General features: G+C 37.1%; 12 protein-coding genes. 4 read left to right on the forward strand and 8 right to left on the reverse strand.

The features are described 5' to 3' along the window. Position 1: 1 nt before the first annotated feature. The 3 genes from DHU68_RS12715 to DHU68_RS12725 are packed head-to-tail and all read right to left on the reverse strand — an operon-like array spanning position 2 to position 2479. Complete coding sequence (locus DHU68_RS12715) at positions 2-742, reverse strand: hypothetical protein (RefSeq protein WP_108823378.1); 741 nt, start codon at positions 740-742, stop codon at positions 2-4. Then, positions 715-1848, reverse strand: a complete 1134-nt coding sequence (locus tag DHU68_RS12720; protein ID WP_108823379.1) for an AAA family ATPase — start codon at positions 1846-1848, stop codon at positions 715-717. Before DHU68_RS12720 ends, DHU68_RS12715 begins: the two co-directional genes overlap by 28 nt. 7 nt (positions 1849-1855) lie before the next feature. Beyond that, positions 1856-2479, reverse strand: a complete 624-nt coding sequence (locus tag DHU68_RS12725; protein WP_160111133.1) for a hypothetical protein — start codon at positions 2477-2479, stop codon at positions 1856-1858. Between the two features lie 303 nt (positions 2480-2782). Between DHU68_RS12725 and DHU68_RS12730 the strand changes: the two genes are divergently transcribed. The 4 genes from DHU68_RS12730 (at position 2783) to DHU68_RS14265 (ending at position 7180) form a co-directional block, all read left to right on the forward strand. Continuing rightward, entirely contained in the window at positions 2783-4429 is a 1647-nt protein-coding gene (locus DHU68_RS12730) for an ATP-binding cassette domain-containing protein (RefSeq protein WP_108823381.1), read from the forward strand. Beyond that, on the forward strand, positions 4422-6020 hold the full coding sequence (locus DHU68_RS12735; protein ID WP_108823382.1) for an ATP-binding cassette domain-containing protein: 1599 nt from the start codon (positions 4422-4424) through the stop codon (positions 6018-6020). Before DHU68_RS12730 ends, DHU68_RS12735 begins: the two co-directional genes overlap by 8 nt. Positions 6021-6150: 130 nt before the next feature. Next, the gene (locus DHU68_RS12740; protein ID WP_160111134.1) at positions 6151-6849 is read left to right on the forward strand and encodes a hypothetical protein; all 699 of its coding nucleotides are present in this window, start codon (positions 6151-6153) and stop codon (positions 6847-6849) included. Between the two features lie 157 nt (positions 6850-7006). Continuing rightward, complete coding sequence (locus DHU68_RS14265; RefSeq protein ID WP_185117516.1) at positions 7007-7180, forward strand: hypothetical protein; 174 nt, start codon at positions 7007-7009, stop codon at positions 7178-7180. Positions 7181-7297: 117 nt separating this feature from the next. On the opposite strand, the gene DHU68_RS12745 is transcribed toward DHU68_RS14265, so the two are convergent. From DHU68_RS12745 to DHU68_RS12765, 5 genes are all read right to left on the reverse strand, one after another. Then, positions 7298-9310, reverse strand: a complete 2013-nt coding sequence (locus tag DHU68_RS12745) for a hypothetical protein (RefSeq protein ID WP_108823384.1) — start codon at positions 9308-9310, stop codon at positions 7298-7300. Positions 9311-9328: 18 nt separating this feature from the next. After that, a complete protein-coding gene (locus DHU68_RS12750; RefSeq protein WP_108823385.1) occupies positions 9329-10960 on the reverse strand; it encodes a sialidase family protein in 1632 nt (543 codons plus the stop codon). Between the two features lie 3 nt (positions 10961-10963). Further along, a complete protein-coding gene (locus tag DHU68_RS12755) occupies positions 10964-11932 on the reverse strand; it encodes a glycoside hydrolase family 43 protein (RefSeq protein ID WP_108823386.1) in 969 nt (322 codons plus the stop codon). Positions 11933-11998: 66 nt separating this feature from the next. Beyond that, entirely contained in the window at positions 11999-13582 is a 1584-nt protein-coding gene (locus DHU68_RS12760) for a RagB/SusD family nutrient uptake outer membrane protein (RefSeq protein ID WP_108823434.1), read from the reverse strand. Positions 13583-13599: 17 nt separating this feature from the next. Next, positions 13600-16617, reverse strand: coding sequence for a TonB-dependent receptor (locus tag DHU68_RS12765; RefSeq protein ID WP_108823387.1), 3018 nt, complete (start codon positions 16615-16617; stop codon positions 13600-13602). Positions 16618-16871 lie beyond the last annotated feature (254 nt).

The raw sequence follows: 16871 nt of genomic DNA on the forward strand, positions 1-16871 counted from the left end.
CTCATATATTCTCCAATGCATTATAGGTCTTTCTGAAAGAAGCTATTGATAAATATTCCAATTGAGTAACGTCTATTTTTATGTAATCATCTTGGTTCAACCAGCAAATATATAAGTCAGTAGATGTATAAAGTTTATTGATACAATCGGATAGTATAGAGTAGTTAAAGTCGAAGCCTGCAGGTAACAACAACTGCTTATATCTCCAGAACACATTCCCCTTGATAGGTAGTAAAGGTGTACCTGCTATAAAAACGTTTCTGTCTGAAAGAATAGTCCACCTTAATTCTCTCAAGCGGCTTGCAGGAGCAGTCTCTATATATTTTCCCAACTCTGTCACATCTGTTATCATTGCAAATACATCCTGCATATTAGAGGAAGGCACCAATCGTATATTTATGCTATCTTCCTCCAAACCCATAAAATTATCATTGTATCTGGGTAGGGTGACAGGTACTGCTCTAAAAATAGGAGTCCATAGCAAAGACGGAATATTGCCACAAGGCAAGAGACTGTCTTTAGGGTACAACTTGTTATTTTTCTCTACATAGATGCTGCAACTAGGAATGCTTCGAAGTTTGTGTTCTGAGGTTTGTTCCTCCGTCAAATCTTTTAGCCATATTGTTTCCCCATCATAGGCCAACTTGAGATTTGTCCATAAACGAAGGCTACCTAATTTATTTTTGTATATGACATCTATTGCAGCATAATATACTAGAGTGTTTTGAGTATGTTCTGCCATAGTGCTTCAATCTCACTTTCTATATGTTGCTTGTGTTCTACGTCTTTTATCCAATTACCCCTTGTCTGAATGTATCTCAATTTATCCTTTAAGATAGTTTGTTCCGAGAAAGATAAAGTTCCTGAACGCCATTGCTCTTTGAGCAGGTTAATATCTTTTATCAATTCATCTGCATTGGGAGCTCTGTTTTTCAATGCCTGATGATGCTGAGCAATACTATCGTCCTTTTCTATAACATTGTCTATTATACCTGCTAATAATTCTATCTGCTCCTCTGTGTCCCAAATATGTTTCATCACCCATAGATCTGACAGAATAGCTTCTGTTCGACCACAAATGGTAGCACTTGCAGCAATTAAGTTCTGAACTTTTACTGCACGCCTATCTGACACTTTAACTCCGGCATTACGCAAGGCTCTGATTGCCTGAAGATAATCTTTACGGATATTATCAAGATTTACTTGCCTGCTTTGAGCTTGTAATTCCTTTATTTCTTCGGGCTTAATCAGTGGAGGTTGCTCTGTACTTTTATTATCAAGCTTCCATCCTGCAATTAAGACTCCTTCCAGTAAATCGGGTGCAACATAATCGCATTGTATACGAATGAGGAAACGATCGAGAAGAGCATTTAGCGACTCATCTTCGGGCAAAAGATTACTAGCACCCACAAACATCAATGCCGGCAATTGACGGGTCTCTTTTCCTCTACGAAACACTCTTTCGTTCAGATTCATTAGCAAGCTGTTGAGGATTGCACTATTTGCGTTAAATATCTCGTCAAGAAAAACCATCGATGCTTCGGGCATCATACTTTCAGTATTTGTGACCAACTCTCCCTCTTTCAGTTTACGAATATCGAAAGGTCCATATATTTCATTTGGCTCTGTAAATCGGGTTAATAAATACTCAAAGTTTCTACCATCTTCAATACAAGTTGATAGTAAACGGATAATTGCACTTTTTGCTGTTCCCGGAGGACCTAACAAAAAAGTATTCTCTCTGGCAATAAGACCAATAGCCAATAAATCCACAATTTCATCTTTGCCTATAAATGTGTTCTTTATGAAAGAAAGTACTTCGTTTAATTTTTGCAGTTTTGTTTCCATTTATATTTTATTCAAATTTTCCCCATAAGTTTTTCTTATATATACTCAATTCTGATTCTATGTCTTTGTAAAGCGAGGGATGATGCGACAACAGTAAGGCATCGCGTTTAATAACTCTATCAATATATAATTGATTCAGACATTTATCTTCCTTTATTACTAAAAAATCGAGGCTATCTATATTCTCCAAACCATAGCCAATAGCCGAATAATGCCAAACGTGCAATATGTCTTCCAATATCTGAATTAATGGATCAGTATCATCTATCAATTTTAGCTCAAACAAAAGATCTGAAATAAACCTTAATGTAAGATCGGCTGATAAAATAGCAGCCGGAGTTATCGCCTCATTATAGGGTTGTACCAACCTACGAACTTCATCCAAATTCTGCTCTCTGTAAAGAAGCAGCTGGCTCGAATAATAGAACAGACAAGCCGCCCATATTGCCGCTTGAGAGCTAAATATAGGTGATGTGTAGGGGTATGATAATACTTCTTGTTTATAGTCTTTTTCCAGATACGAAATTGTTGCTTCTATCTCATCAGGATTAATTTCCAGTATATTTTTGTAAAGTATAACTTCCCCGGTTAATCTGACATGACGAATCATGTCGAAAAAATAACTTTTCATTTCGAGGTGCAAGATAATAAAAAATATATGTATTGTATTGTCAATACCATACTTCATATACAGAGCTATATATAAAAATATACTATACTAAAACGGTATAAAATCAACTCATACGAAAGTAATATATAGCATTTCCTATAGCTTCCTACTACTCTATGAAATAAAAAGCAGCAAGAAAATCCTCAAATCGAATACAGATACAGATTCGCATTATTTAATTATCTTTGTTGTAATAGAGTTAAAGCACATAAGTTTATTTAATAATTACTATTTTCACATAGTAATCATAATCATAGATAATCAATGAGTTCTAATCCAGAAAGCGCTTCCAGTTGGCTAGGTAAAAAGATAATCGAAGCAAAAGGAGCATATATTTCTGCATCAATACTAACCGTACTAAGTGCAGGGTGCTTCGTTATCTTCGGATGGTATCTGGCGGTGTTTGCCGCTTCGTGGCTGATAGATGGTAAAATATTACCCTCTACGTTATTATACTCATCCATATTCCTTACGGGAAGATACATCTTTGCGCATTTTGCCTCACAGTTCAATTACAAAGCTGGTAATATAATTGTTTCCAGAATAAAGAAAAAGTTATATCCTATATTGCTCAACAGCAGCAAATACGATTCAGTATCAAGCACCCTATTAGTTACCAGAGTAAGTGATGATCTAAAGCCTTTCTACGCCTTTTTTATTCCATATGCCATAGCATCAATCTTAGTAAGTGTGTTGTTGCTCATTATTTGTTTTTGGATGGAAAAATGGGTCGGTCTGGCTCTCTTGGTTTCACTTATCATTATACCTATGCAGATGATTATTATAGGCATAGGAGCCGAAGCGCTTCACAAAAAACATATAAATCTTTTTCTTAAATATTCGGCTGTTTTCTACAACCGTCTTCAAACAATTGCCGAAATTGTCAATCTGGATAACTTCAAACCTCAGTATCGTTTTTTGTCCGAAAAGAGCAAAGAGTTAAACAAGGCTACAATAAATGTAATGCGGGTTGCAATTCTTTCATCGGCTGTTTTAGAATTTTGTGTTACCATCTGTATTGCTGTTGTTGCCGTCTATTTAGGAATGAGTTTATTGGGAATAATGACAGGTCCTAGTTATGGAAATGGATACGATTTTCATACAGCATTATTCTTGCTCATTCTTGCACCTTATTTCTTCTTTTATCTGAGGAAATTTGTAAGTGCCTACCATGACCGTAATAAAGCTTTAGCATCGGCCAAGTTGATTATACCGATACTAAACGAGCATGTAGAAGCTCCTTTGGCTGACAACAGAGAAGAACTTAAGTCTTTCAATGTTACAGGACTGAATTTTTCTTATCCAGATTCTCCGGTTAGAGTTTTGCACGATATCAATCTCGAATTACCACTGAAAGGACTTGTTCTTGTAAAAGGCATATCGGGTTCCGGCAAGTCCACTCTTTTGAGAATATGTACCGGGAGCTTGTCTGTTGAGAATGGTTTTGTATCGGTAAACCAAAAAGACAATGAATGGTCTCAACAATGGCTGAAAGCCAATTCGTCTTATATGAATCAGTTTCCTTTCATTTTTGACGGCACATTACAGTACAATGTATTTTTAGAAAAAGATGCAAGCAGCTATAATCAATACCCTGACTTCTTAAACAAAATTCTGGCTAAGAAAGAAGATGGCTGGCAAACAGAACTGAGTCATAATGGCAAACAGCTTTCGGGAGGAGAGAGACAATTGGTTACACTCGCTCGTATGATACTATATCCTAAGCCAATAGCTATTTTAGACGAACCAACCGCCAATTTGGATACAGATACAGTAGAAGTTATTCTTCCGGAAATAATCAAATTGGCCAAAGAAAAACTTGTCATCGTAGCCTCACACGAAAAAATGTTCGATACTGTTGCAGATACAATCATAAACTTAAACTGGGGGGAACAGATGAATCATGAATAAATTTATCTTTAAATATATACTACAGCCCTTAGCCGGCAAATGGTTTCGAGGTTTTTTCCTTTTGCTGATTTGGACTTTGGCATTTATTGCCCTTCCTGCTATTTCGGGGTGGTTTTTGGCTATTTGCAGTGTGGTATTCGTTACAGCAAATACGACATTCTCTTATTTGGTTCCATCTGCCATAATCCGTCTGATGGCCTTATCGCGTACAGCGACAAGGTATTTCGAACGATTGGAAAACCATAAGACAACGCTAGATGCTCAGCAAAGACTTCAATTGAAGATATTCCAATCTGTAGCCAAATTCCCTTATTTTCAGAAACAAGTCAATAATAATTCAGCCATACTCCAAAACAGTACGCATGGCGTAGATGAGATATTGAATCACATTCTTTTGTGGCTTCTGCCATTCTCTGCATTAATAGTTTCGCTTAGTGTTTACTTCTTTTTCTTGATCGTATTTTCACATGTCATAGCCATAGAGTTTTTGATTTCATCTGCTATTTTGCTATTTATCGTTCCTCAATTTATTTTCAGGAAGAACAGTAATCTTTACGGAAAGCTTAAACTATGTCGTGAGGAAAACAATCAGGCTCTTATCGAAAGTTTCAGGGGCAGAATAGAGATTTCGAAATATGATCTGGAAGCGAAAGCTATTGGGCAAAATGAATTCAGATTGGCGCAATTAGAACAAGTAGAAAGCCAATTGCAAACGAATTCATTTTGGCTACAACTCATAGGAGGTTTGGGACTTAGTTTCGTCGCCATATTTTTACTCTGGAATTCTCAGAATTATGGAATAGATGCACCAACAGCTATTGGAATTTTCTTCGGTATCATGGCACAAGCTGAATTATCGGAAATGCTTTTTTCCGGAAAATCTGAGAAAAGTTCTGTTGCAAATCAGATAAAAGATGTAGATACGATCATCCAAAAAGGAGAACAACCTGTAGAAACTGTAGAGGTTGATTCTTCACTAGAAAGGCTCAGCTTAAAAAATGTGAGTGCTAAAATTCCCGAAACACCAATTCGTACCAATGAAATATCGTTAGAAATCAAAAAAGGAGAATGGATTGCTCTATTTGGAGAAACAGGAAAAGGTAAAACGACCTTATTGAATAGCCTTTTTTATCCAGAATACCGCCTCAGTGGAGTGCTACTATGGAACAATGATACTCCATTGTCACACTTACCTGTACCTGAATGTATTTACGTTACTCAAAAAGCTTACCTGCTGACAGGGACACTGCGTGAGAACTTCGAAGGTTATCCCGACGAAGCCATAGAAGAAGCATTGGACATTGTCGACCTGACAAGCTGGAGACGCTCTCTCCCCGAAGGCCTGGATACATGGATAGGTGAAAATGGTGAGACTTTAAGCGGAGGGCAACGAAAGAAATTACTTCTAGCGCAAGCATTACTCAAGAAACCTCAATTATTGGTAGTAGATGAACCAACAGCAGGCATTAGTTCAGAGAATGCAATTTCTATTTTCGAAGGTATCAGACGCTTGTATCCCAACATTTCGATATTGATGGCTACCCACTTGAAGGACTTTGAACAGGTAGCTGATAAGGTAATAAGAATATAATTGCTAGCTTTTGGATAAAAAAAGTAGAAGGCTACCTCTTTGCTACAATTCATCGAAAAAATTGTAGTAACTTAAAGCATTGTAAAGAGCAAAGACAATCTACACTACAATGTATCTAAATTATACCATTATGAAACAGAATCTGTTTGCTATAATAATCATCTTCCTTACGGCATCTTGTGCTAGCCTTTCTACTCCAAGGCTAGGTAAACTTATAGAGCAGGTAGAACTGGGCTCAACAAAACAAGAGGTTATCAATATTTTGGGAAATAACTATGTAATTGACGCAGTATCGGAAATAGAGGAGGGGAAACTTGAAGTCTTACTCTTTACCTCCAGTTATTCTTACGATTATCTCTTTTATTTTGTCAATAATCACCTCACGGAATTTCATAGATATATTCCTCCACAAACAGTTGAGACGGCTGACATAAATGGATCCAGACCGAAGAAGATCACTATTAAATCTAAAGAAAAGGATACTTTTGAGGAAATAACGTCCTATCTTGAAGATGCAGAAATAAAAGACGAGAAAGGGAATAAAAGGACGATACGGAAAGATATTTTCGGAGACTTAGAAATTAGTGATGATAGAGGAAATAAGAAAACAATAAAAAAGGATATTTTAGGTGATGTCACAATTGAAGATAGCAAGGGTAATAAAAAGACCGTAAAAAAAGACATCTTTGGAAATATTGAAATAAAAGATAATAAGGGAAATACAACAACTGTGAAAAAAGATATTCTCGGAAATATAGAAATCATAGATGACAAAGGGAACAAAAAGACCGTGAAGAAAAATATCTTTGGAGATATAGAAATAGAATAACTGAAAATACTTTCATAAAGGGACAATTATGTTTCATTAATCTCAGAGATTACTCAGGCTGGTAAGAATACGTCCACCTTTGCTTTATCTTACGATATAAAGACTTTACAAAAAATGTAGTAGCTTTGTACACTATAAATTTAAATCAGAAAGAATTATGATGAAGCCTCGCATAGGCATGACTGCTCGTACGGGAGAAAAGTGTCCCAAAAGTGGAGTATGGAAAGTAGTGGGAACATTCGAAACAGTCACTCAATCGGTATCCAGAGGCAACAAGATGCCTCCGCATGAGGGTAGACACGTAAACTGGAGACTAATAATAATGTTCTAAGCCCAAGTTTTAGCATATAAAAAAATCTGCTTTGCCGAATGCCAGAAAATCATTTTCAAAACATATAGCAAAGCAGAGATAACCAAACAAATCAAAGGTAATAACCTATTTTATCTACTACTTTTTACCTTTATAGCCAAAATATGTTTCAACACGCTCAGGAGAAAGCATTTGCCATAGCGAAGCTACTGTCCATCCCGGAGCAAAGATGTCATTATAGAATCCTTTTCCGTTCTTGCCATAGTCCCAATTAGTATGCTGAACAACTTCCGGATAATAACCTTCTTTACCGATATTGAACATACTACCTTTCAATGGCATAAGTTGCAGCATTGAGCTCTTGATAACAGCAGAAAACTCTGAAAAACGTGGCTCGTTCCGTTCTTTTGACAGCCAATCCAGCACTGTCGCAAATTCGAAAATGAATACATCTACGTGATTATTTTCTACAGATACGTTACCCCAACCTCTCGTTTTGAAGTTTACATCTCCCAACATCTGACCTTGAGCAAACGGCACGTCCCACATATAATACCAAGAAAGAGCAAAATAAGCGGCCTCCTTGCTCAGATCAATATAGTGTTGTTGTTCTTTCCCTTTCGACACCATTGCCATGTAATACATAGCCGTAGAAGCATACAACGAAGCCTCTTTATCTTCGCAGTTGGCATCAAGTGTAGAAGAGAAGTAGTCTGCTTTGGATACTAATTCTTTTTCCAGATATACAGTTGTTTTCTTAGCACTTTCCAAATATTTTTTATCATTAAAGTATTTGTATGCCATCGTTAAAGGTAGCGTAGCAGATGGCGTACTTCCTCCAGACTGATCTGTAATCTCAAAATTATCTTTAAACTTACGAGGATAACTACCATCTTCTCCTTGTAGTTTAAGGAAGTTTTCTAGAATATTTTTTATTTTAGCCTCCCATTGAGGATGTTTACGCTCTTGTTTTTTCTCATAGTCCAAGTAGTTAAGTACAGCAAATACTCCTTCCGACTGGCGACGAATACTGTAAATATCTGTCTCTGAATTGTTGGAATAATCTACAAACTCGCGGATAAAGCCATTTGGCGTAAAGCCATGTTCAAGATAACTGTCGAAAATGCTGTTTGCCATTTTCACTAGTTCGGGTCTATTGTGCGACTCTCCGTATTCCAGAGCATTGAACGCATTTAACAAAACACGACCAACAAAACCTACTTCTACACTACCGGTACTCTCACAATCGTCGGTACGCATATGAACTCCCGAAAAATATTTCAGCGGATATTTTTCTACATAACTACTTACAAAAAACTTAGTCAGATCAGCTTTTGCTTGTTCTACCGACATTGGTTTCTCATATTTTTGAGGCCTGTAAGTGTCATAAGAATAATTCCAAACATCAGCAACGAAAGACGAATAGCTCTGACTGTTGCCTACATTGATTTCCCATGTCAATTGACGGGTTTCTCCTTTTTCCATTTTCTCGAAAGCCTTAACCGCCGGAGCTAATGTCAATTTTCGGATATAGGTATTTGGCGCCTCATTGTATGGAAAGCCATAAACCAAAGCTGATTTTCCTTCTATATTCTGAAATCCTGTGAAACCTAAAGAAGTTTTACCCGAAAGAATTACTTCTCCCTGACTATGACAAGCCAAGCTTTCATTCTTAAATTCATCTATTCGCAAAACAGTACAGTATTCTCCTGTTTTCTCGTTAAAGATACCAGTAAGCGGTGTACTCAAACGGTCTTCTCTTACACGCCAGCTATCGCTTGTGTAAAACGACGGAGCTTCTTTTGGAGATCTCAGGTTGCGACGATACCAAAAGCCGGGCATATAAAAAAGACAATCATCATGATCGGCTGTCAGTTTATAGATTTCTTCATAATTGTAATAAACCTCATCTGTGGCATTCAATGTAATATTCACCCGGATGGTGTTTCCATTCTTCACTTCTTGACGAGTGATTGCTAACGGAATACTTTTCTGAGCTTGTAATTGTCCACTTGAGCTTTCCTTCAATACTAATGTTTCGGAAGGATTACCCGGGGTTTTAAGAGTTATCCTCTTCTCTACATTTTGCTGTGCATTCACAACCACAAACGAGAGTAGAGATAATGCAATCATAAATACTTTTTTTCTCATTTCTTTCGAATATTATTTTTAATTAGTCTTTACCTTAAGCCATGTATCAATTTCTTGAATACAACTATTTACAATGGCTTCTTCATATCCAGATGCTTCACTTTCATATGCTGATAGTATTGCATTGAAGTAAAACGAGTCTTTCCTTAATAAAGGAATTTCTGTTTTAGAGATAGAAAAAGTGAGGGTGTAACCATTTTCATTTATCTCACTACCTACTTGCACTTTCTGCATAGAGAAGGGGTTCCACTTGCCTTTCTTTTCTTTCCATACTGAGATTACACCTTCTCGATTACTGAATATTTTATATCTGTATTTACCCGAAGCAAAACATACTGATAGCCCATCTTGAGTTGATTGGGACATATCTGCTATTTGTGCTATGATATAAAGGGAGTCAGCATCTTCCCATAAGTTTATGTCAGCATGTGTAACTCCCTTAGATCCGATGAAAAGAGGTGAGTGTCCCTCCACATCTTTACTTATACTAAGTTCAGAAGGAATCTGGTAGCCTTTTATGATCCATGGAGCAACATTTTTATAGTCGAAATTACTAGAAGCTACAGCCACAACTGTATCTTTATTCCATATAGCTAAAGAATTCCATTTTGCTTCCTTATCTAATGGAACAGGAAAAGGTCTGGTTCTGTATTTAAAATTACGAGCCTCCGTATCGCCAATAGCGACCTCCATTGTAGAAAGTTCCCAATTGGATGAACGATTTTCTGTCGTCTGATAAGATATAAGTGTTTGTCCATTTGGTAAACTTATGATGTACGGTGCCCCCATGTAAACAGAGTCGGGGACAGGCGTCTGAAGTGCATAATTTCTCATTTCAGAGTCTCCAAGCACCGGTTCTGCCCAGTTATCCTTCAATTTAGTTCTGACTGTATATGGTTTAAAAGCTTCTTTGTAGTTATCTTCTATTACAGTTACAATTTCATCGCCACAAACAATAGATACCGGCATCCCATCTCTTCTTTCTTTACGGAAAGAAACTATTTTAGGAGTCTTAGTCCATGTTTCGCCATTGTCGTCAGAAGATACCATTGATATCTCTTGTTCCTCTGACTGTTGGTATGGATTTTCATTTGCAAAATACACCTGCAATTCACCATCAGGCAACTGTAAGAAAGAGGGCTCCCAACAGCCATCAATAAACCGTGGAGCGGCATTACATAATACTTGTGCCGGAAGCCATGTCTTACCGTTATCTGTACTTCTTCTTATCACGATGGAATAAGGTGCTATTTCAGCCTTTGCCGGACGATAATTACAACCGACAATCAGATCTCCATTTTGCAACTGTTCAATTTCGGCATTTGCCATATTTACGATGGTTGACTCACCAGATAAGTTGCTATATATGAATTGAGAAAATACCTGTACCGGATATTCCCACGATTTACCATTATCGTAACTACGCTTATACTCAATACTACCGGTACGAGTTTCGTAGATTATGATAATAGATGAATCTTGCAAACGCAACAATCGAGGATATCCGCCTTTTTCTGCAATCTTCTCCATAGAACTATAATCCCAGGCGATACGCACATCATCGGCTCTTAAATTGTTCTTTTGAGCGAAAACAGTTGTATTACCAAGACATAGTAAAGAGACAATTAACAGCAGGCAAATCTTATTCATAGATCATTGTTTTAATTTTGGGCGTAAAATATCTCCTGTTATCTTCATCACCGGAGTTTCATCATCTGTAAATTCTACATCCATAATGTACATAGCACGAGGATGTATTTGGGACGAGGAATGATGGGCATGAAAGACTTTTCTCAGTTTTCCTTCTTTATCTTTAAACATAGCGCTATGCCCTACCCCTACAAGATCTTCCGGTTTTTGAAGAATGGGATTCTTTTCATATTTAGTCCATGGTCCCATCGGCGAATCTGCAATAGCAAAACCAACACCATAGAATTGGCTTTCGTAGCTGTTTCCTGAATATGTCAGGTAATATTTTCCTTTATGCTTTGTAATAAATGCACCTTCATTTACACGAGGGAATACTTCTTCCCATGCCTGAGATACGTTGATACATTTAGTTAGCGTTTCTGTCTTTATGGTTTCCAGATCATCTTCAAGCTTTGCTACCCATATATTCAGTCCATCGTTGAAACGGTCGAAGTACAGATATGGTGTGCCATCATCGTCTATAAATAAGGAATTATCGATGCACTTTTCGTCTGCAATCATCGGTTTCTGCTCAGTCTGTACAAATGGTCCTGTTGGAGAATCGGATGTAGCAACACAAATATGCTCATCGGCAGAATAATACATATAGAACTTATTCTTTTCTTTTATGTAATATACTTCAGGAGCCCAAAACCAACGGTCGGCCCATGAGTTATCTTTATGTAATGCCAGTGCAGAAGACCTCTCCCAAGTAAGTAAATCGTCAGAAGTATATACCTCTATCCCTGCATCCGAATTTGTACCATAGGCATAATAAGTACCCTCGTGAAGCATGATAAAAGGATCTCCTAAAGGAACCGGATACGACACTTCTGGCTTAGCCTTTTTCTCACTATCTCCACCACATGAAGTTAATGATATTGACAAGGCTGAAAATAAGAAGGCTATAGTTATCAAAAATATTTTTCTCATAGTGGTTTTATTAAATGAACTTTCCTCGACTCCATAGTTGATTAAAGTCGAGGAAAGAACCATGTTTTAGTATTTAGGATTTTGTCCTACATTCGGATTATTATTAATTTCATCAGAAGGGATCGGCAAACAATTGTGTTTACCTATTATAAAGTTTTTGAAATCAGCATCTCGTGATTTTAATTCTTCAATACCTTCCTGAGTATCTAGTAATCCCCAACGTTTGATATCAGCCCAACGGTGTCCTTCTGTAGCAAGCTCATGTACACGTTCCATTTGTAAACGTTTCATGAAGTTTTGAAAATTGGCTGTTGCATTTGGATGATTCTTGCTTAATGGAGGCATATTGACACGTGCTCTAACCTGATTTACGTAATTAGCAGCCGTAGTCAGACTACCTCCAGTTTCTGCAATACACTCTGCATACATTAACAAGATATCGGCATAGCGAACCAAACGAACATTTGTCGGATTATAATAATCATCATAGTCGCGGAAATAATCACTTCCATACTTACGGAAGAATACGCGCCCTTTCCAGTTATCTTGTCCCCAAGTTTTAGCATCGCTTGTAAACTTATAAATGCGGCTGTTGTTCTCAAAGTCTTTTTCCATTCCTTCGTAGAACGCTGTATAACGCAAGCGAATGTCATATTTACCATCGTTATCACGTTCTTTCTTAAACTCATCAACTAACCAAGGACGTAATTCTCCATCAGTCCATCCAATGCCCGGAGGTGCAAAGAATTGACCTCTATTCAGCCCTAGATTAGGATTAAGACTATCATCACTATCTCCTGCCGGGTCTAAGTGAATATCGGAAAAACCAATTTCGAATACAGACTCTATATTATATTCTTTATCCTTATCGAAATTATCGAAATAATTAGTTGTCAGACCATAATATTTCTTTCCGTCTCCTTCAACTAACCAACTAAGATCTTGTTTGGCTTTTTCATATTCATGCAATTGCATATATGCTTTTGCACGGAAAGCTAATGTAGCTCCTTTGGTTGCTCTTCCCTGATTATTTCCTGACCACTCTTCCGGAATGTTATATTCCAAAGCAGATGTAAAGTCAGCAATAGCTTGCTCATATAATTCTTGCCCTGTATGTCCCTCTGGTCTATCTTGAGGTTGAGGAAGTTCAGTTTCAAGCATAATAGCTAAACTCTTATTTTCGCTTCCCCACAACAAAGCTGTATAGTAGTAATAGAAACCTCTTAAGAAATAAGCTTGCGCCAAAATTTCTTTTTTCTTTGCTTCGTCTTGGAACTCAATAGTTGGCACATAATGAAGCACTTGGTTTGCTCTGAAAATAGCTACATAAAAAGCCTCAAGAGTCCATTTATTACCCTCTCCGAAATTATAGTTTCCATAAGCAAATTGAGTCCATTCCTTCAGTTCAGCCCAAGGACTTTGGCTAAAACCTTCATCCGAAGTTAAATCCAGACGGAACCAAATCCAGCGACTAAAAGTGTTTGGTTTGTAAAAATAATTATAAACAGATGTCAACCCATACTGAGCATCTTGTTCTGTTTTCCAAAAAGAGTTTACTGTACCTTCATTCGGGTTCTCTACGTCAACATCACAACTAGTAAAATATAACCCGAAACATAATATTAGTAGATATGTATATATTCTATTCATTTTCATAATTTTAATAGTTAGAATGTAATTTGAGCACCAAATGTAACTGCCCTTGGATTAGGGAATGCTCCTCCGTCATAACTTCTTTCCCACATACTTCCATTCAGGAATTCAGGGTCTAATCCTGTGTACGATGTTATAGTCAGAAGGTTTTGAGCATTTACGTATAGACGCAAATTGCTAATATATTGTCCTAAAACAGATTTAGGGATATTGTAACCAAGAGCAATTTGTTTAAATTTCAAATAACTTCCGTTCTCTAACCATCTGTCCTGATTTCCTCTAACATTACGACTATCACCATAGATAGGACGAGGATCTTTTGCATTAGGATTCTCTAATGACCATGGGTCGTAGTTGTCTCTGTAGTTAGAGTTATCGCTAAACATATCTATGGCACTACGAGGTCCGTTAAATATCTTGTGCCCGAAAGCTCCACCAAGCACCATTTGTAAGTCAAAATCTTTGTAACGGAAACCAAGATTCATTCCCAATTCATATTTTGGCATGTTCTCGCCACAGTATTGGCGGTCTGCATCTGTAATCTGTCCGTCGTCGTTAGCATCAATATAACGCACATCTCCTAATTGAGGAAGATCATTTCCTTGTATCTTGATAGGGTCTCCACTGCTTGTTTTATAAGCATCAAGTTCTGCTTGTGTACGGAAAATACCATCTGTTTTGATTAAATACCATTGACCGATAGAACCTCTTTCAAAAGATTTAGTATTCCATTGAGAGAAGTGAGGAGTTTCTCCCTCAGCAAAGCTAGTATATCCCATAGATGTTAGTTTATTCTTCAGATAAGAGAAGTTAACACCTACGCTATAGTCCATATCTACATTGATTTTATCTCTCCATGTTGCAGAAACTTCAAAACCTGTATTTTTCAGGGTAGCTGCGTTTACCCATGGATCGTTACCCCAATGCCCTAGGTATAAAGAAAGAGGCATTCTGGTCAATACATCTTTTGACTCTTTGATAAAATAATCAGCAGCTAATGTCAGTCTATTATTCAATATAGTAGCATCAAACCCTGCATTAAGTTGACTCATTTCCTCCCATTTAAGGCTTGTGTTAGTTAAAGCAGATTGTGTCATACCTGCCTCTAGATTATCGCCGAACATAGCTTGTGGCTTATTGTTTATAACTGCTATGTAATCATAATAATCGTTATTTGAAGTACCAAGAACTCCATAGTTGACTCTTAGCTTAAGGTCATCAATCCATGACACATCAAAGCCTTCTTCGCCACTAATACGCCAACCTGCCGATATTGAAGGGAAATAACCTACACGGTCACTTTTAGGAAATTTAGAAGCTTCGTCGCGACGCATAGTAAAACTAAACAGGTATTTTTCGGCATAATTATAGTTTACACGTCCGAACAGAGAGAATAACTTAGACTCATTTCTATAGCTACCTACACCTGCTATATTCAATGCTGCATTCAACTCATCAAAGTAATCATTTCCACTAGTCAGCACATCACTTTTAGTACCCCATATTTGTTCATAATTTGTAGTTTGATAGCTTGACCCTACAATAACATTCGTTGAATGTTTTCCAAATTGCTTATTAAATTCTAATGTATTATCGAAAGAGAAAGCCGCATATTGAGCTTGGTTCTTATTTAAACTTGAAGTTACCGGAGGTTCATTGTATGCCCAAGAACCTACTTTCCTCAAATATTTATGCTTATCGTTACTATAATCGAATCCAAAGTTGAAGCGATATTTGAACATCTTCATAGCCTCTAACTCTGTAAAAGCATTACCTCGTATGCGCAAATTGCTGTTGCGAGTATCTTCAAAATCTTCTCTCGCAAATGGGTTTACACCAAATGTAACATCTCGCGAACCTTCACCATAACCATAGCCTCCAGTTTCGGCATGCTCTTCATCATAAATAGGGATAGTAGGCAACATGCGATATACATCTACAACTGGGTTTGTATTCAACTCATTAACAGCATAGTTACTCATCGTTATATTCTCTCCCACGCGGAAGCGTACATGTTCTCCAAAATCGCGAAATGCAGAAGTGTTGCTGCGAAGTGTATAACGTTTGCTATCAGTACCGATTGTTGTACCAGAGTTACTTTGATAGTTGGCTGAGAAAAAATAATTATTCTTTTCTCCTCCGCCCGATAGAGATAGGTTATGATCATGCAGAATTCCGTTTTTATAAACTTCTTTTTGCCAATCTGTATTTGCATCGAAGTGATATGCTGGAGCTTTGCCCCCATTTATAAATGCCATATCATTTAATTCGATCCAACGATCGCGCCCTGTTAAGTTATATTTTGGTAACCATTGCACAGATACTCTTGAAGACACATCGATCTTCATTTCACCTTGTTTCCCTTGTTTTGTGGTAATAATGATCACCCCATTACCGGCACGAGAACCATAAATAGCTGCTGCAGAAGCATCTTTTAGTACTTGAATACTTTCAATGTCATTGTAGTTAAAGTCTCTGTTTGCTCCAGACACTACACCATCCACAACATATAATGGGTCAGAGTTTCCGAACGTACCCATACCACGGATAACAACTTTACCCTCACTACCCGGATTACCTGCTGTGCGCACCATCAACCCAGGAAGTGTACCTAGAGCATCCCCTACTCCTCCGGATACGATTGTATTTTTCATATCCTCAGGATTGAAAGTAGATACGGCTCCCGTTAAATCAGCTTTTTTTATTGTCTGGTATCCGATAACAACAACTTCTTCCAACAATTTATCGTCTGTTTCCAGTCTGATATTAATTACTGGTTCTCCTTGATAAACAAGCTCTTGAGTTTTCATCCCTATCAAAGAAAACGATATTGTTTCCCCGCGAGATACTTCAATTTGATAATTACCATCAAGATCTGTCATTGTAGCCCTAGTTGTACCTTTTATAGCAACAGTGGCTCCTGTTAGGATCTCATTTTTATCATCGGCAACATTCCCTGTCAATTTCACATTCTGCCCATAAACTGTTATGGAACAAAATATCAATAATAATGATAAGATTTTTTTTAGCATTGGTTTAGATTTAATATTAAAATTCTAATAGATTTTAAATGTAATTTTCTTAATTACGAAAATTAGTACTAGACAAAACACAGTGATTCTATTTCATACATTATAACTTTAATGATTTGTATTTCATGGTTTATTTTAGTGTAAATCAAATATAGACTCCTATTCTATACCCAAAGATGCTCTTTTGAGTAAAAATATAGTAAATTTAGGTTAATAACCTCACATGACTAATTTTGACTATTCTTTGACCATTT

The organism is Dysgonomonas sp. Marseille-P4361 (assembly GCF_900343125.1).
Lineage (GTDB): Bacteria > Bacteroidota > Bacteroidia > Bacteroidales > Dysgonomonadaceae > Dysgonomonas.